The following is a 16,674-nucleotide window of genomic DNA, read 5'->3' as shown; positions in this document are numbered from 1 at the left end:
CTATGGCAGGCAATCGAAAAGACCCGGACAGCCCATCACGTCCCCCCGACCGAGCCCCCGAACGCGGAAATGAACGCGCGAATGACCGTATGAGAGGCGATCAAGGACGCACGGATCAGGGCAACGCAGAACCAAACCGCTCCGCAATGGGGCGGGATGAACTGGGGCGTCCACACGCGCCGTTACCCCATGCCGCACCCGTCTATACACCTGTTCCTAGCGGACAGCAGCGCATGGGCCCCAATATCGGACGAGTTGGCCAAGAGGCTTTTGCGCCCTCCCCCGACATACCGCGCGAGGGTGTAATCGACACATCATCCAGAGCGCCAGCACGCCCGCTGCCCAAAAAAGAAAAAAAGAAAAAAGCGAAATCCCAACGCAAATCCGGGCAGCAGAAAGTGCTTGCCACGGCCGCCAATTTTGCCATCGGCAACCAGACCGGCCCGATTGTCCCCAAAGGCACGATAGCCGGACATGCGCTGGTACTGGTCATCGCGATCATGAGTTTTCTGGCCGCCCTTACGGTTGCAGCGGTTGCCATCATTTCGGATGCCACACACGATTGGCAGTCCGACATTTCCCGTGGCGCAACGATCCAGATCCGAAAGATCGAAGGCATCGATATCGAGGCCGAGCTTGCCAAGGCCGTCAGAATCGCCCGCGAAACGCCAGGCATCGGATCAGCCACCCTGCTCAGTCAAAGCGAGTCTGGCGCTCTGCTGGAACCATGGCTGGGTCTGGATCTGGCCTTTGACGACCTGCCTGTTCCGCGGCTGATCGAGCTGACCATCGCAGACCCCGACACCGTGGACTTTCCTGCGCTGAGCGAATCGCTACAGCAACAGGTCACCGGTGCGATTCTGGACAACCACCGATTCTGGGTCGACCGGCTCAAGTCCATGGCGGATACAGCTATCATGATCGGCTTCACGATCCTCTTTCTGGTGATCGCTGCGACCATCCTGACCGTGATTTTTGCCACCCGTTCGGCCATGTCCGGCAATCGAGAGACGATAGAGGTGCTGCATTTCGTTGGTGCCAGCAACAAATTCATCGCCGGAGAGTTCCAGCGCAAATTCTTCACTCTCGGTTTCAAGGGATCTCTGGCGGGGGGCGCCATCGCTATCGTTATCTTTCTTTTCCTGCAACTGCTTGTTCGGCAAGATGAGGGATCGGCAGCAAGTGATCAGATGCAGGCTCTGCTTGGTGTTATCCAGTTGGGCTACGCAGCCTATCTGGGGACCTTTGCGCTCATTCTGCTCATCGCTATCTTCACCGCAATAACGACAAGATTGACGGTCATGAATACTCTGAGCAAACTGGCATAATCCTTCCGAATCACAATCATCAAAGACCAGCATGTCCAATCAGCCACCCAGCAGCAGCCTTGACGAGACGAACGGGCATGCCAAAAAGCGTCAAAGCCGATCCTTCTGGGTCCGGGTTCTGCGGATTGTCGTGGTCCTTGCGTCGCTGGTTCTGCTGTGTCTGGGTGCAGGTTTGGCCGTTTTTACAGGCTACGTTCTGCTCGCCAGTGAAAAGACGCCACAAGCTGCGGATGCCATTGTCGTCGTGACCGGCGGGGCGGGCCGGCTGGAGCGGGCGGTGGAACTGCTCAACGAGGGACTGGGCAAAAAGCTTCTGATATCCGGCGTCCATCCGGGATACTCCAACAAGACCCTGCAGCATCGCTACAAGCTCACCTCCGAGCAGATCAAGTGTTGCGTCGAACTTGACAGTCAAGCCCTCAACACCGTCGCCAACGCCACCCAGACGTCGCTCTGGGCGCATAACAACGACTACAAGAGCCTGATCATCGTCACCAGCGCCTATCACATGCCGCGCACCATGCTCGAAATGTACCGCGCCGCGCCGGATCTGCACTATCAGGGGCATATCGTCACGAAGTCCGACGGACGATCGCTTCTGGCCCGCCTGTTCGATCTCAACAATTTCCAGCTTCTGTCAAAGGAATATGGCAAGCTTCTCGCCTCGCTCATCTATGTGACGACGGAACGGCTCGAAAAGACCAAGGCTGCTTCCGCCATCAGCAAATAGACCCCATCACAACGCCGGCCTCCTGTCTCCGGTCCATCAGAGCCCGAAACACGACAGGATCGCCACTGGACACTGGACACATCCCAAAACGCAGGGTTTGATGGGTGGACACCGGGCCGATTTTGGTCAATAACAGGCGCGTTTCCGGCCGGCTGTGTCCCGGCAATGGCAAGGACATTCGCCGATGCTGCTCATCCGCTCGCTGCTCTTTCACATCTCCTTTTATTGCACCACCTTCTTCTTGTTGCTGGTCTGCCTGTTTGTGCTGCCGTTCCATCGGCGCTATATCATTGCGGTCGCCAATCTTTGGGCGCGGGTTCTGATATGGCTCTTCAATGTCATTGTCGGCTGCACCTTCGAGGTCCGCAATCGCGAGAGCTTGCCACAAGGCGAAGCCCTGATCCTGGCCAGCAAGCATATGAGTGTCTACGAGACCTTTGCATTGCTCGCCATCGTCAAGGATCCACTGTTCATCCTCAAACGCGAACTGATGTGGATTCCCCTGTTTGGCTGGGCGGTGGCAGGCGGCGAGATGATCCCGATTGATCGGGGCGCCCGCTCCAAGGTGCTCAAGTCCATGATGCAACGCACCAAGGAACGCATGAAGGACCGGCGACAGCTGATCATATTTCCCGAAGGCACCCGCCGACCAACTGATGCAGACCCTGCCTATAAGTACGGCATAAGCTATATCTACAGAGAGCTGAATGTCCCCTGTTACCCTGTGGCTCTGAACACGGGTCTATTCTGGCCGCGCCAGTCAGTGCTTCTTTATCCGGGCAAGATCATTGTCGAGATTCTGCCCCCGATTGAGCCCGGTTTGAAGCAGGGTGTTTTCTTTGAACAGATCAGCACCAGCATCGAAGAAAATAGCAACCGCCTGATCGCAGAAGCCCGCGCTGCCGGCGGTGGAAAACCAGCGGAAAAGGGCACCGGCTAGCGGATCCAGATATTGTGTTGAATTTTTTTAACCACAACACGATATAGAGAGGGAACAAAATCTGGCCTTGTGCGTTTTGGTCAGAATTGCAGAGCATCTCTGGTCAACGCTTGTTGGGGGACATCAATGCCAAACAGACCCGTTGGTGACTTTACGCTGGATAGTCTGACCAGCCGTTTTTGCTACTGGCAAAGCGCGACAGGCAATCGATACATTTTTTCCCAGATTTCACAAAACGACATCGCAAGTTTCGAAAACTGCGTTCTCTTGCTCGCAAGGGAAGGAGCCGACCATCCGAGGGTGGAGTGGATTGGCGACATAGCAGACCTGTCATCCGATGCGCTCGCGAACTGGGCGGACACCGATCACCAGCCGCTCGGCATCTATGTGCATCTTCTTTCGGGCAGTCAGGAAGAACAGCAAAAGGTCATCGCGGATCTTTCTGATCGGGTTGATCGCGCCGGAAAATCACACTTCCACCTCAGCGCCTGATACCACCACACGCAGCCGACAGACCTACCCCCCGTTTGCACGCAAGCCCTCAGCCAGTGCAAACAGCTCGGGATCATCAATGTCGATGTCCTTGAGATGATCCACAGTGTTGAGAACATAGTCGATATTCGGCCCCGCCTTGCCCTCTCCGGCCAGCACGATGCGTTTCTGCTCTTCAATTGACAGTTTGCCCGCATATTGTTCGTGCGCGGGATCTGCCACATAGGTCAGCGCCAGAACGTCATCGCCCATGCGATCACCCGTCAGGAAACGCACGGTTCCGGTTTCCTCCAGATAGACCGATGTCACCTGCTCCCGTTCGCGCAAGTAGGCAATCACCGCGTCCCGGTTTTCGCCCGCCGCGCGAAAGGCCATGCCAATGCTCTCGCCCCCGCGCGCAAGTCCAAGCACCAGCCCGGGCTTTTCAGGCGTTCCGCGGTAGACGTAGGAATAGACGCACAAGGAGCGATGATAGCCCTCGAGCACCGCCACATGCGCCTCTTCAAATGCAAACCCCGGCCGCCACATCAGGGAGCCATATCCAAACACCCACAAATCATCCATTCCGTGTCACTCCGCTGTTCGTCAGGGTTCGAAAAAGCTGGTCACCGTCGCAACTGTGCCTTGATTGACCAGCATAGAAGGGCGACAAGGGCTCTGGATATCAATCCGCCCCGGCATTTGCAACCGGGGGAGAGACGCAACACACTTGGCCGTGCCAGCAACAGGATCAGTTTTCGCAATGCAGACCGACGTGACCGAAAAAAAATCCCAACGCAAATATCTTTATCTCATCGGTGCCCTTGTCCTCGTCTTCGCCGCCTGGTCAGCCTTCTGGTACACCAGCTACACAAAAACGCAGGACCTCGTCTCCAAGCTGATGGACAAAGAGGTCAATGGCGTGCGCCTCTTGTCCTGTGCGGATCAAACCCTTGGCGGTTATCCGTTTCGGCTTGTCCTGACCTGCTCTTCCTATGAGATCAATGACCCCAGAAGCGGCTGGCAGGCGCGCGGCGGACCCTTGCGTACGCTGTGGCAGGTCTACGCGCCCAATCTGGCCGTGATCGAAGCGGAAAACCGACTGGATCTGGAGCACAGCCTCTCCGGCGAGAGCTTTAGCATGGTCGCCGAACTGATGCGCGGCTCGGTCCGCTTTAGCCCCAGCGATTTTATCACCCGTGCCTCCTTCGAGGCCGAGAAGCCCGTGCTGTCGTCCAACAACCCGCAGCTCGCGCAATGGCTTGACGATGTCTCGGCAGAAGAACTGGCGCTGCACCTGAGGCCAAATCCGGACAACAGCGACGACCTTGATCTGGCCCTGTCCGCCACCGACCTGTCGGCAAACCGGTTACCGGTCGTCTCGGGCGAGATCGCCTTCACGGCTGTCGATGGTCTTTCGCCCGCCATTCGCACTCAGGGCAATCCGGCGCGCGCATGGCTCACCCAATCAGGTCAGATCGCAGGCATCGACAGCCGGCTGGAGATCGGCCAGAAGACGCTGAAGCTGGGCGGCGATATCTCGTTCGACGCCATCGGCCTTGCCAATGGTGTCCTCAAGCTGCGCATTCTCAATCTGCCGGCAACCGAAGCGACCAGCAACTTCACACTGACGGCCAAAAAGGACGGCCTCAACGGACCACTCACCGCCATGCAACTGATGGGTAAACCGGTCAAGGACGGCGACCTGATCGGCTCGGAGGTCAAGGTCACGCTGGACAAGGGCAAAATCAAGACCGGCTTCCTGACCCTTGGCAGCATCCCGCCCCTTCAGATGTAAAAAACACCGCATGAAAAAGGGCGCCCGCAACCAAGTGGACGCCCTTTACGATCTCAGATCTCAGCCAAGCCTCTCAGCTGCCAGTATATTCGTGATTGTCCCGATTGAGCACCGGTGCGTGACTTTCACCATCTTTCAGGTGGCGACCGAAGTCCGAGGCATCCACTTCCTGCCCGGCATCGATGATGCTCCTACGGATCGAACGGGTGCGCGAGAAAAGCTCGTACAGCGTGTCGCCGTCGCCCCAGCGGATGGCCCGCTGAAGCGCCGTCAGATCCTCGCTGAAGCGACCCAGCATTTCCAATGCGGCTTCCTTGTTATGCAGGAAGACATCGCGCCACATGGTCGGATCGGATGAAGCAATTCGGGTAAAATCCCTGAACCCACCAGCGGAATATTTGATCACCTCGGAATCGGTCACCTGCTCAAGATCGGATGCCGTGCCGACGATGTTGTAGGCGATGAGATGCGGCAGATGGGACGTGATGGCCAAAACATTGTCATGATGATGGGCCTCCATCAAATCGACATTGGAGCCAAGAAGGGTCCAGAAGTCCCGAACCTTCTTGATGGCCGCCTCGTCAGTTCCCTCAGGCGGGGTGAGAATGCACCAGCGATTGACAAAAAGCTCGGCAAACCCGGCATCTGGCCCCGAATACTCCGTACCGGCGATGGGATGGCTGGGCACGAAATGCACGTAATCAGGCAAATGCGGCTGCATCTGTCTGATGATGGAAGCCTTCACGGAGCCGACATCGGTAACAATCGCCCCCTCGGCGAGGCTTGGCGCAATGGTCTTGGCCACCGCCTCACAGGCCCCGACAGGGGTGCAGACAATCACAAGGTCGGCATCCTTCACCGCCTCAACCTGATCCATATGGTAGCTGTCACCCAACCCCAGCTCTTCCGCCCGATCAAGGGTGGCCTTGGACCGTGTGGTGATCGCAATATGCTGCACCAGTCCTTTTTGCCGGGCAGCAAGGGCAATCGAAGACCCCAAAAGACCAATTCCGATCAGGGTCATGCGCTTGAACATGAACTCGGCCATCATTGCTCCCCGGTCATGAAATCGGTCAGATGCTTGATCACATCTTCGCAGGCTTCGGCGCTGCCGATCGTCATGCGCAGGGCATTGGGCAGATTGTAATTGCTCACCTGACGCAGAATGCAGCCATGATCAAGCAGATATTTGTCTGCATCTGCAGCCGTTCTACCTTGTGAAACCGGAAAGTGGACAAGCACAAAGTTGGCAACACTTGGCGTGACCTTCAGGCCGATGTCTTCCAGCGCCTTGGAGACCTTGGGCAACCATTCGCTGTTGTGCGCCACTGCAGCGCGCACGAAGTCCTGATCCCGAACGGCGGCAACCCCGGCAGACTGGGACGGCCCGGACACGTTGAAGGGTCCGCGAATGCGGTTCATCGCACCGATGATCGCCTCGGGACCGTAGCACCAGCCAAGCCGAAGGCTGGCAAGCCCGTAAATCTTGGAATAGGTGCGCGTCATGACAACATTGTCGGAACTTCCCGCCAGCTCGATCCCGGCTTCATAGTCCGTTTCGGTGACATATTCAGCGTAGGCCGCATCCAGCACCAGAACCACATTGCCCGGAAGGCCCCTATGCAAACGGCGGATTTCGGAAAACGGCAGATAAGTCCCCGTCGGATTGTTCGGGTTGGCAACGAAGACCATTTTGGTCTTTTCAGTCACAGCCGCAAGGATCGCATCCACATCGGTCGTGAAATCCCTCTCCTTGACCACGATGGGCATCGCCCCGGCAGCTTGAATGGCAATGGGATAGACCAGAAAACCATATTCGCAATAAATCGCCTCGTCGCCGCTTTCGAGGAAGGAATAGGCCAACAGGTTGAGAATTTCATCAGACCCGGCACCACAGATGATCCGGTCAGGGTGGATGCCGTGAACCTCGCCGATCGCCTCGCGCAACGCGCTGCTGCCACCGTCGGGATAGAGCTCAAGCTGACCGGCCATCTGACGATAGGCATCGACGGCCTTGGGGCTGCTCCCCAGCGGACTTTCGTTCGATGACAGCTTGTGAACGCGACCGCTCACATTGGCTTTGCTCTTGCCCGGAACATAAAGGGGAATCCCGGCAACACTATCGCGTGGTTTCGGACACAGTGGCTCTTGGTTCAGAGACATGGCTCCACTCCTGCACTTTCTTTTAGTCTTTGGCTTTCTATCTTTGGCTTGGCCAGTCTTACAGCCAAGCTCGCGACCCGTTCAAGGAAAAAGCCGCAGATCCTCGAATTTCATGTCAGCCATGCTCGAAAGCGGCGGCCAAGGCGTCACGTCAGGGAGATCGGGCTCCAATAGCCGCCCACATTGCCCCGCACAACGATGGAATTCGCACCCAAGGGATCATCCGACGTCTCCGCCCTGTCCGTCAGCCCCTCGATCTGGAAATCCGTCACCGAGAAGGGCATTGTAGCCAGGATTTCGATCCCGTCTTCTTCGTCGCATACAGAGAGGATCGTCCCGCCAACAGCCCGAATGGCGTCATCAGCACGTGCGCGGTCTGCAGCCTTGATGGCCACGAGATTCATGTCCGGAACGGATGTATCCATCAACGGCATGGAGAGCACCACAGCATCGGTATCGACAGGTCGCCCTTCCTGACGGATCACCGGAAGACGCGCGATCACCTGCACCTCCCGCTTCGACAGGGACAACCACCAAGGCGTTTTTGCGATCTCCGCCAGACCGACCACACCCAGTACAGAGCCTTCTCCGGCACGCACCTGTTTGATCACCTCTTCGGCACTCGGGGCTTCCTTGAAGCCCACCGTGAAGCCGAAATAGAACCGGGCCACATCCCTCAGGGCCGCCCCTGGTGCAACCACCACATCAAACGGTGCCTGCATATGAGTGAAGGTGGCGATGATCTCCCGCCAGAGATGCTCGACCGTGGTGATCGGCAAAATACCCCTGTGACGCCCCACCAGACGGCGCATCATGTCCACTTCGCGTCCGGGCCGGAACGCAGCGCCGGGCTTGTCCGTGCGCTTGACCGAAATCAGCGCCTTGACGATTTCGCTGCGTTCGATAAGAGAATGATGGATCACTTCATCGATCCGGTCGATCCGCTGGCGCAATTCATCCAGCGTTGGCGCGTCCGATGTGTCGCGCTCCTTGGAACTTTCAGTCATGTCCGGTCCTGAGCAGAGTGTCTTGCCTTGCCAATTGGCCTTGTCAATTGACAACCATTCTTAGAAAAGGCGGGCCCGAAAAGCAAAGAAAACATTTGACACCGCCCCGATCCGTGCCTAGCTACGTGAAAATGATCTTGTCCTCGCAGCATTGCGGACAAGAAGGCAGGGAAGGAGCAAGCACACCTGATGTTGCAGATTTTTACCCCCAATTCGGCTTGATCTGACAGACTGTCAGGCAGCTCCCGAAACCGGAAACCACCCTAGACCTGCAACAAGACAAGGACGCGAGGCCAACCATGACCGCTCCAGCCGACATCGAAGCTCAGACCAGCGCCGCGGCCACTTCGGAGGATCTGGCCTTGCAGGAAGCAAGAACCCCTTCCAGCCAGAGCGCCACATTCGGCCCGGACGAGCCGCTGGAACTGGATGCCGGCTCAACGCTCAGCCCCTTCACCATCGCCTATGAAACCTATGGCACTCTCAATGAGGACCGCAGCAACGCCATCCTTGTCTGCCATGCGCTGACCGGCGACCAATATGCGGCCTCCCCCTCCCCCGTCACCGGCAAGCCGGGCTGGTGGACAACCGTGATCGGGCCGGGCAAACCGATCGACACGGACCGCTATTTCGTCATCTGCTCGAATGTGCTCGGCGGCTGCTCCGGCTCGACGGGCCCGGCTTCCATCAATCCCGAAACCGGCAACGCCTATGGTCTTGAACTGCCGGTGATTACCATCCGCGACATGGTGCGCGCCCAGACCATGCTCATTGATCGGCTGGGCATCGACAAGCTGTTCAGCGTCATCGGCGGCTCCATGGGCGGCATGCAGGCCATTCAATGGACATCGGAATATCCCGAGCGCTGCGCATCGGCTGTCTTCATCGCCACCGCCCCCCATCATACCTCGCAGAATATCGCCTTCTACGAGGTCGGTCGTCAGGCGGTGATGGCCGATCCGGAATGGCATGGCGGGCGTTATCTCGATTTTGGCACCACGCCGCGCAAGGGCCTGTCCGTTGCACGCATGGCCGCCCATGTCACCTACATGTCCGAGCAGTCCTTGCAGAGCAAATTCGGTCGCAACCTGCAAAATCGGGAAGCCAAGACCTTCTCGTTTGATGCGGACTTCCAGATCGAGAGCTATCTGCGCCATCAGGGCATGACTTTCGTGGATCGCTTCGATCCCAATTCCTACCTCTATGTTACTCGTGCAATGGACTATTTCGACATCGCGGCGGATCATGGCGGGCAATTGGCCAAGGCGTTCACCGAAACCACCCCGCGCATTTGTCTGGTCTCCTTCACCTCGGACTGGCACTATCCGACCTCCGGCAGCCGGTTGCTGGTGCATGCCCTTAATGCGGCGGGGGCTTCGGTCAGCTTTGTCGAGATCGAGAGCGACAAGGGACACGACGCCTTTTTGCTGGAAGAACCCGAGTTCTTTGACGCCATCAATGGCTTCCTCAATTCAGCCGCTCGCGAGCACAAGCTGGATCCGGCCAAACCGGCCACCGCGCCAAATGACAGCGACGAGGCACCCGAATGAACAAAGATTTCCACAAAATGCCTCTCATCGTAGGCGGGCGGGCCGACAACACCCGCATCGACTTCGAACTCGTGTCAGACATGGTGGAGGCGGGATCGCGTGTGCTTGATGTGGGCAGCGACGATGGCGGCTTGCTTGAGGTGTTGCGCGACAAACGCAATGTCGAGGGACGGGGCATCGAGCTGTCACAGCGCGGCGTCAACAAATGTGTGGCGCGGGGCCTTTCTGTCATTCAGGGAGACGCCGACAAGGATCTGATCTACTATCCGGACAACAGTTTCGACTATGTCATCCTCAGCCAGACCATTCAGGCGACCCGCAACCCGCGCAATGTGCTTGAGCATCTGTTGCGCATTGGTTCGAAGGCCATTGTCTCCTTCCCCAATTTCGGCCATTGGCGCGTGCGTTCCGACCTGATGCTCCACGGCCGCATGCCGGTGAACGACTATCTGCCCTACAGCTGGTACGACACGCCCAACATCCATTTCTGCACGGTGCGAGACTTCGTCAATCTGTGCAAGGAAACCGATGCCGTCATCGAAAAGGCCCACGGCCTTCAAGGCAACGGCGAGCGCATATCCTTCAGCGCGCCATGGTGGTTCTGGAATCTGTTCGCCGAGCAGGCCATTTTCCTGCTGAGTCGCTCTCCTCAGGACTGAGGATCGCTATCCCGCCAGTCGACATCACCCTGCCAGTCGAAAAAGGGATTGCGAAGATGGGAGGCGGAATAGCTCGTGGGCAGGTTGGGCACCGGCAGGAACACGGGCCGGAAACTTGCTTGCAACATGTTCGCTTCCTGTGCTGGCAGAGCCTGACGCATCAGCTTGGTCGCTTCGACGATATGGACGCCCGCAAAAGCAGGCCAACAGCGCCTGCCGATTCTCTCCCAAAGCCGCGCTGAACCGAAATAGCCCTTGCCCTTGAACGGGCCAAAATGCAGCGCTTCGCTCCAGCGCAAAGGGGTGAACATGGTGTCGCGCATCAGGTGCGTCAGTTGTCCTTTTGAGAAGGGACGGCCATAGGCAAAGGGGGAATGCTCCACGCGGGCCCACACACCACGCCGGTTCGGGACCACCACAAGCAAGCGTCCGCCGGGCGTTAACACCCGCCAGATCTCGCGCAGGTGCGTCGCCGGATTGTCAACCAGTTCGAGCATGTGAATGAGCAGGATCCTGTCGATACAGGAATCCGGTAGCGGAAGGGCATCGGCATCCATCAACGTCGTCAGAGAAGCCCCGCTGGAAGGCCAATAGACCGCCCCCTGCCTCGACGGCATGAAGGCCAGCGAGCGTCCAGCCTCACCCCGCATGGACCTGAGATAGGGTGGCGCATAGCCAACACCGAGCACGCTGAGACCATTGAGATTGGGCCAATGGTGGCGAACTCCCTCATTGATGTGCTGCGCGGCCGCGACGCCAAGAGGCTGGGCGTAGAAATTCCGAAGATCGAGAACATCAAGAAACATGCATTCTCACTTTTGTTGACCCTGTCCGACCCGCGCCAATGCGGGAGCCATGCAGGCTACAGTGCACTCTTACAATGTGGCATCGCCAGACGCGGAATCCAACCCCTGTCGGCCCTGTCACTTTTGCCCATTGCACACACCCGCCGCAGAACGATACAGAACGGTAATTATGCAATAGAGCACTCAGCTCGTCTTATTTTTGCTATAGAAACCTTTCAATCTATGTAACACTCGCAGCGACAACAAACGGCTCATCCGGGGAGAAAAATCGCGTGACCAAACATGCACTTGTAACCAAACTCATTCCGTGTCTTTCGGACAATTATGCGGTCCTGGCCCACGACCCGGAAGAAAAGGTGACAATTCTGGTCGATGCACCGCAGGACGCGCCAATCCTTGAAGCACTTGAGGAAACCGGATGTCCACTGACGCATATCCTGATCACCCATCATCATCATGACCATGTCGGCGGGCTCGCCGCGATCAAGGCCAAGACCGGTGCCCAGGTCTGGGGTCCGGAAATGAGCCGCGAGAAAATCGGCCTCATCGATCACGGGGTCGATGACGGCAACAAGTTCAAGGTCGGGGCGGTCGATGTCTTCTGTCTGGGCACTCCGGGCCACACGCTTGACCATATCAGCTACTGGATTCCCGATGCCCAACTGGCCTTCACGGGCGACACCCTCTTCGCTCTGGGCTGCGGGCGTGTCTTTGAAGGCACGTTGAAGGATATGTGGTTCTCGGTCGACAAGTTGGCCAAATTGCCACCAGAGACCACGATCTTCTGCGGCCACGAATATACACAAACCAACGCCGAATTCTGCCTGACAATCGAGCCGGACAACGAGCTTTTGCAAGCGCGCGCAGCAGACATTCGGGATAAAAGGGCCAAAGGGGAGCCAACAATTCCCTCCAGCATGCTTGACGAGCTGACCACCAACAGCTTCGTCCGCGCCAACCATCCCGACGTCAAGGAAGCTCTTGGCATGGAAAAGGCATCGGATGCGGAGGTTTTTGCCGAAATCCGCCGCCGCAAGGACAGATTCTGAGGCGGTCTGACCCGTCGTCGAAAGGCGCGCAAGGGCGGACTAGAACGGCTCCTGACCAAACAGTTTCTTGGCGGTTTCGTTGATCAGCGTGTGGCGGCGGTCGAACTTCTTGGCCAGAATGATGTTGGTCATGGTCCGCGTCACGCCCTCGATTTCGCCGATCTCGTCAAGCAGGGCATCAAGATCTTCAAGTTGCGGCATTTCGACGATCAAGGCCAGATCGAACGCTCCGTTGACCGTGAAGCAGGAGGAGACTTCAGGGAAGTCTTCCAGTTTGCGCACGATCAGCGCCTGCATCTTGGGGTCGATCTCGACGAAGACAATGGCCCGATTGAGCGCATCCATCGGGTCGCTGTTCAAAAGCACCGTGAAGCCGTCAATAACCCCTTCACGTTTCAAACGCTCTATGCGCTCATGCACCGTCGAGCGGGCAACGGAGAGCTTGCGTCCGATTTCGGAGGTCGACAGCCGCGCATCCGCCTGCAACAACCGGATCAGTTGGCGATCAAGATCATCAAGCGAACGCCGCATGGCGCATCTCCCCAATTTGGATTCGTGTCTAAACCACTCTAGCGCCCGCGGGCTCCGAATGCCCATGCGCTTGGCTCACTTATTCATGATTTTCCATCAGGCGCAAACTGCAAAATACCGCATAATCACAATTATCCAGCAAATTGCCAAGCCTTACCGGCAATCTATAGGTCATGCCAAACTGGCCCCTGTCACCGCGACACACACCGCTTTATACTCTTGTCCAACCTAAAGAAAACAATAAATTTCAATAGCATAAAAGGCTGGCTGCACCCTCCCGAGCGGACCGGCCGAACACCTTCTTCCGGAGAATCCCATGAATGTTTCAATGCAACAGACGCTGCAAAGCGATACCAGCGCCCTTCTTGAAAAGCTCGGTGTAAAAGCCGAACGACTGACCGGCTCGCTGGCTGTCAAAAGCCCCATCGACGGCGGGGTCATCGCCTATATAGCCGAACAGGATGCCGATGCGATGAATGCCGCGGTCGATACAGCGCATGAGGCCTACCTCAAATGGCGCACCGTCCCGGCCCCGGTCCGGGGCGAGCTCGTTCGCCTGCTCGGTGAAGAATTGCGCACCCACAAGGACGCCCTTGGTCGCCTCGTCAGCATCGAAGCGGGCAAGATCGTCTCCGAAGGCCTTGGCGAAGTGCAGGAAATGATCGACATCTGCGACTTCGCGGTCGGCCAGTCGCGCCAGCTCTACGGCAAAACCATTGCCTCTGAACGCCCCGGTCACCGGATGATGGAAACATGGCATCCGATGGGTGTCTGCGGCGTCATTTCCGCCTTCAACTTCCCCGTCGCCGTCTGGTCCTGGAACACCTGCCTCGCTCTGATCTGTGGCGATGCCGTGGTCTGGAAGCCGTCTGAGAAGACGCCGCTCACGGCCCTTGCCTGCGATGCCATCCTTGGCCGTGTCATCGAAAAATTCGAGGCCGCCCCCGAAGGCTTGCACCAGCTTGTCATCGGTGGACCTGCTGCCGGTGAAGCGCTGGTTGACAACCCCAAGGCCCCGATCATCTCGGCAACCGGCTCCACCCGCATGGGCCGCGCGGTCGGCCCACGCGTTGCCAACCGCTTCGGACGTTCGATCCTCGAGCTTGGCGGCAACAATGCCATGGTCGTCGCCCCGAGCGCCGATCTCGACATGGCTGTCCGCGCCATCTGCTTCTCGGCTGTGGGCACTGCAGGCCAGCGCTGCACGTCCCTCAGACGCCTCATCGTTCATGACAGCATCGCTGATCAACTCGTTGAGCAGCTCAAGAAAGCCTATGGCACCCTGCCAGTTGGCTCGCCGCTCGATGCAGGAACACTCGTCGGACCGCTCATCGATGAAGACGCCTTCAACGGAATGCAGGCGTCTCTCACCGCAGCAAGGGAACAGGGCGGCACCGTGACGGGCGGCACCCGTGTCGAGAAGGAAGGCCTTGGCGGCTGCTACGTCACCCCGGCCCTTGTTGAAATGCCAAGCCAGAGCGATGTGGTGAAAACCGAAACCTTCGCCCCAATCCTCTATGTCATGCGCTATAGCGAATTCGCCGATGCACTCGCCATGCACAATGACGTGCCGCAGGGTCTGTCATCCTGCATCTTCACCCTCAATATGCGTGAAGCAGAAGACTTCATGAGTGCAGCGGGTTCGGATTGCGGCATCTGCAACGTCAACATCGGCCCGTCGGGCGCTGAAATCGGCGGCGCATTCGGGGGTGAGAAGGAAACCGGCGGCGGTCGCGAATCCGGCTCTGATGCCTGGAAGAGCTATATGCGCCGGGCCACCAACACCATCAACTATTCCGCCGAACTTCCGCTCGCTCAGGGCGTCTCCTTCGACGTCTAGAGCAGGATCACGGTCAGCAAAAACAAAAGGGCCGGCAACGGCCCTTTTTCATGTCTGAATGCGTGCCAGATCGTTCGATGTGACACCGAATTGTCGACTGTCTTCAATGTACCTCTTGAACCAAAATTAAAATGTTATAATGTAACATCCCCTAGCCACAGCCGACCAATAGGCACAGCACATTCGTGACCACATCAGATCCATTGATTTCAGGGAAAAACATAACCGTCAGAAGTGACGGGAAATTTCTCCTTGAGTCCGTCTCCATTTCCGTCGCCAAAGGCGAGATTGTCACCATCATCGGCCCCAACGGCGGTGGCAAGACAACCCTTGTCAAAGCCTTGCTGGGCCTGCGCCCGATCAATGCGGGCATCGTGACACGCAAATCCGGCCTCAAGGTTGGCTATGTGCCGCAAAAGCTGGTCATCGACCGCACATTGCCGCTCACAGTCAAGCGCCTGATGACCCTGACCGAGCCCAACGATGGCGCAAGCATTCTTGCGGCGCTGGAGGAAACCGGCGTTGCCCACAAGCTCAATGACAACATCCACACACTGTCAGGTGGCGAGATGCAGCGCGTTCTTCTCGCCCGGGCGCTTGTGCGCAAACCCGACCTGATGGTGCTCGACGAACCGGTTCAGGGCGTTGATTATGTGGGCGAATTATCGCTCTACAATCTCATCGAGGCGATCCGCAACCGCCACCAGTGTGGCATCCTACTGGTCTCCCACGATCTGCATATGGTGATGCGCGCTTCGACTCACGTCATTTGTCTCAACACCCATGTCTGCTGTCATGGCCAGCCTGCCGATGTGGAGCAGAGCCCGGACTATCAACGCCTGTTCGGGGCCAAGGGCCTGCAGACCATGGCTCCCTACAGTCATCACCATTCGCACAGCCACGACCCGCTCGACGCCGACATGCTCGAGACTGGCTCCTGCTCCTGTGGTGATGATCATGATCACGCACATACTCAAAAAAGCGGAGGCGGTGATGCTTGACGATTTCTTCACCCGCGCCCTGATCGGCGGCCTCGGCATCGCCCTTGTAACCGGCCCCTTGGGCTGTTTCATCGTCTGGCGCCGCATGGCCTATTTTGGCGAGACCATGGCCCACGCGGCACTGCTCGGCATCGCTCTTAGCCTGATGATGGATCTGTTCCCCGTCACGGGTGTCTTTGCTGTCTCGATCACGATTGCCATCGCGCTTTACGGTCTCGAACGCCTCGACCGATTGTCGAGCGACACGCTGCTGGGGATCCTGTCTCATGCCTCGCTGTCGTTGGGACTTCTGGCTCTGGGCTTCATGACATGGCTGCGGGTGGATATCCTGACCCTGCTGTTCGGCGACATCCTTTCGATCAACCGCACTGACCTTGGCATCATTTGGGGTGGCGGAGCGCTGGTTCTTCTTCTGCTCATCAGCCATTGGCGCAGCCTCTTGGCCACCACCATCAGCCCTGATATCGCAGCCGCTGAAGGTCTGCCGACCAAACGCGCAAATCTCGTCTTCATCCTGCTGATTGCTTTGGTGATTGCAGTGGCGATGAAGCTGATCGGTGTGCTGCTGATCACCTCATTGCTGATCATCCCGGCCGCCACGGCGCGTCAGTTTGCACGCGGCCCAGAGGGCATGGCGATCATGGCTGCGCTCTTGTCGTGTCTCAGCGTTGCCATGGGCCTCAATGGTTCGCTGAACTGGGACTCGGCACCGGGCCCGTCCATCGTCTTTAGTGCCTTTTTGCTGTTCCTCGCTGCCCTGATTGTTGCACCGGCCATCCGCCAGTTGCGCCAACGCTGAGC

17 protein-coding genes are annotated in these 16,674 nt (G+C 57.8%); 11 read left to right on the top strand and 6 right to left on the bottom strand.

Annotation, left to right across the window (positions count from 1 at the left end):
- Positions 1-2 precede the first annotated feature (2 nt).
- From CPH65_RS04920 to CPH65_RS04905, 4 genes are all read left to right on the top strand, one after another.
- Entirely contained in the window at positions 3-1,328 is a 1,326-nt protein-coding gene (locus CPH65_RS04920; RefSeq protein WP_172891455.1) for an ABC transporter permease, read from the top strand.
- A 31-nt stretch (positions 1,329-1,359) separates the two neighbouring features.
- Positions 1,360-2,058 (top strand): YdcF family protein, encoded by a 699-nt coding sequence (locus tag CPH65_RS04915; RefSeq protein WP_096172391.1) that lies wholly within the window; start codon positions 1,360-1,362, stop codon positions 2,056-2,058.
- A 184-nt stretch (positions 2,059-2,242) separates the two neighbouring features.
- The gene (locus tag CPH65_RS04910; RefSeq protein ID WP_096172390.1) at positions 2,243-2,998 is read left to right on the top strand and encodes a 1-acyl-sn-glycerol-3-phosphate acyltransferase; all 756 of its coding nucleotides are present in this window, start codon (positions 2,243-2,245) and stop codon (positions 2,996-2,998) included.
- A 126-nt stretch (positions 2,999-3,124) separates the two neighbouring features.
- Positions 3,125-3,490: a hypothetical protein gene (locus tag CPH65_RS04905; protein ID WP_096172389.1), complete on the top strand. Its 366-nt coding sequence runs from the start codon at positions 3,125-3,127 to the stop codon at positions 3,488-3,490.
- A 24-nt stretch (positions 3,491-3,514) separates the two neighbouring features.
- Here the strand turns inward: CPH65_RS04905 and CPH65_RS04900 are convergent, their stop codons facing one another.
- Complete coding sequence (locus CPH65_RS04900; protein ID WP_096172388.1) at positions 3,515-4,054, bottom strand: gamma-glutamylcyclotransferase; 540 nt, start codon at positions 4,052-4,054, stop codon at positions 3,515-3,517.
- Between the two features lie 190 nt (positions 4,055-4,244).
- Here CPH65_RS04900 and CPH65_RS04895 point away from each other — a divergent pair, with 190 nt between their 5' ends.
- Positions 4,245-5,267 (top strand): DUF2125 domain-containing protein, encoded by a 1,023-nt coding sequence (locus CPH65_RS04895; protein WP_157747504.1) that lies wholly within the window; start codon positions 4,245-4,247, stop codon positions 5,265-5,267.
- A 73-nt stretch (positions 5,268-5,340) separates the two neighbouring features.
- On the opposite strand, the gene CPH65_RS04890 is transcribed toward CPH65_RS04895, so the two are convergent.
- The 3 genes from CPH65_RS04890 to CPH65_RS04880 form a co-directional block, all read right to left on the bottom strand.
- Positions 5,341-6,315, bottom strand: coding sequence for a prephenate/arogenate dehydrogenase family protein (locus CPH65_RS04890; protein ID WP_096176246.1), 975 nt, complete (start codon positions 6,313-6,315; stop codon positions 5,341-5,343).
- On the bottom strand, positions 6,315-7,430 hold the full coding sequence (gene hisC / locus CPH65_RS04885) for a histidinol-phosphate transaminase (protein WP_096172386.1): 1,116 nt from the start codon (positions 7,428-7,430) through the stop codon (positions 6,315-6,317). The genes CPH65_RS04890 and hisC overlap by 1 nt, the downstream gene beginning before the upstream one ends.
- Before the next feature lie 146 nt (positions 7,431-7,576).
- Positions 7,577-8,437 (bottom strand): chorismate mutase, encoded by an 861-nt coding sequence (locus CPH65_RS04880; protein ID WP_096172385.1) that lies wholly within the window; start codon positions 8,435-8,437, stop codon positions 7,577-7,579.
- 299 nt (positions 8,438-8,736) lie between these two features.
- Between CPH65_RS04880 and CPH65_RS04875 the strand changes: the two genes are divergently transcribed.
- A complete protein-coding gene (locus CPH65_RS04875) occupies positions 8,737-9,987 on the top strand; it encodes a homoserine O-acetyltransferase (protein ID WP_096172384.1) in 1,251 nt (416 codons plus the stop codon).
- Between the two features lie 17 nt (positions 9,988-10,004).
- The gene (metW, locus tag CPH65_RS04870) at positions 10,005-10,646 is read left to right on the top strand and encodes a methionine biosynthesis protein MetW (RefSeq protein ID WP_172891454.1); all 642 of its coding nucleotides are present in this window, start codon (positions 10,005-10,007) and stop codon (positions 10,644-10,646) included.
- Here metW and CPH65_RS04865 read toward each other — a convergent pair.
- Positions 10,637-11,452: a class I SAM-dependent methyltransferase gene (locus tag CPH65_RS04865; RefSeq protein WP_096172382.1), complete on the bottom strand. Its 816-nt coding sequence runs from the start codon at positions 11,450-11,452 to the stop codon at positions 10,637-10,639. The two genes, metW and CPH65_RS04865, sit on opposite strands and share 10 nt — an antisense overlap.
- Positions 11,453-11,724: 272 nt before the next feature.
- Here CPH65_RS04865 and gloB point away from each other — a divergent pair, with 272 nt between their 5' ends.
- Complete coding sequence (gloB, locus tag CPH65_RS04860; protein ID WP_096172381.1) at positions 11,725-12,501, top strand: hydroxyacylglutathione hydrolase; 777 nt, start codon at positions 11,725-11,727, stop codon at positions 12,499-12,501.
- Between the two features lie 39 nt (positions 12,502-12,540).
- Here gloB and CPH65_RS04855 read toward each other — a convergent pair whose 3' ends face one another.
- On the bottom strand, positions 12,541-13,032 hold the full coding sequence (locus tag CPH65_RS04855; protein WP_096172380.1) for an Lrp/AsnC family transcriptional regulator: 492 nt from the start codon (positions 13,030-13,032) through the stop codon (positions 12,541-12,543).
- A gap of 316 nt (positions 13,033-13,348) precedes the next feature.
- Between CPH65_RS04855 and CPH65_RS04845 the strand changes: the two genes are divergently transcribed.
- The 3 genes from CPH65_RS04845 to CPH65_RS04835 all read left to right on the top strand — a co-directional run bounded on the left by CPH65_RS04845 (position 13,349) and on the right by CPH65_RS04835 (position 16,672).
- Positions 13,349-14,872, top strand: a complete 1,524-nt coding sequence (locus CPH65_RS04845; protein WP_096172378.1) for an aldehyde dehydrogenase family protein — start codon at positions 13,349-13,351, stop codon at positions 14,870-14,872.
- A 185-nt stretch (positions 14,873-15,057) separates the two neighbouring features.
- Positions 15,058-15,873 (top strand): metal ABC transporter ATP-binding protein, encoded by an 816-nt coding sequence (locus CPH65_RS04840; protein ID WP_096172377.1) that lies wholly within the window; start codon positions 15,058-15,060, stop codon positions 15,871-15,873.
- Positions 15,827-16,672: a metal ABC transporter permease gene (locus CPH65_RS04835; protein WP_371359448.1), complete on the top strand. Its 846-nt coding sequence runs from the start codon at positions 15,827-15,829 to the stop codon at positions 16,670-16,672. Before CPH65_RS04840 ends, CPH65_RS04835 begins: the two co-directional genes overlap by 47 nt.
- Positions 16,673-16,674: the final 2 nt, after the last annotated feature.

The sequence above is a fragment of the Cohaesibacter sp. ES.047 genome (genome assembly GCF_900215505.1).
Lineage (GTDB): Bacteria > Pseudomonadota > Alphaproteobacteria > Rhizobiales > Cohaesibacteraceae > Cohaesibacter.
Note: the sequence above shows the minus strand (reverse complement) of the source record. Positions and strands in the feature narration are given on the sequence as shown.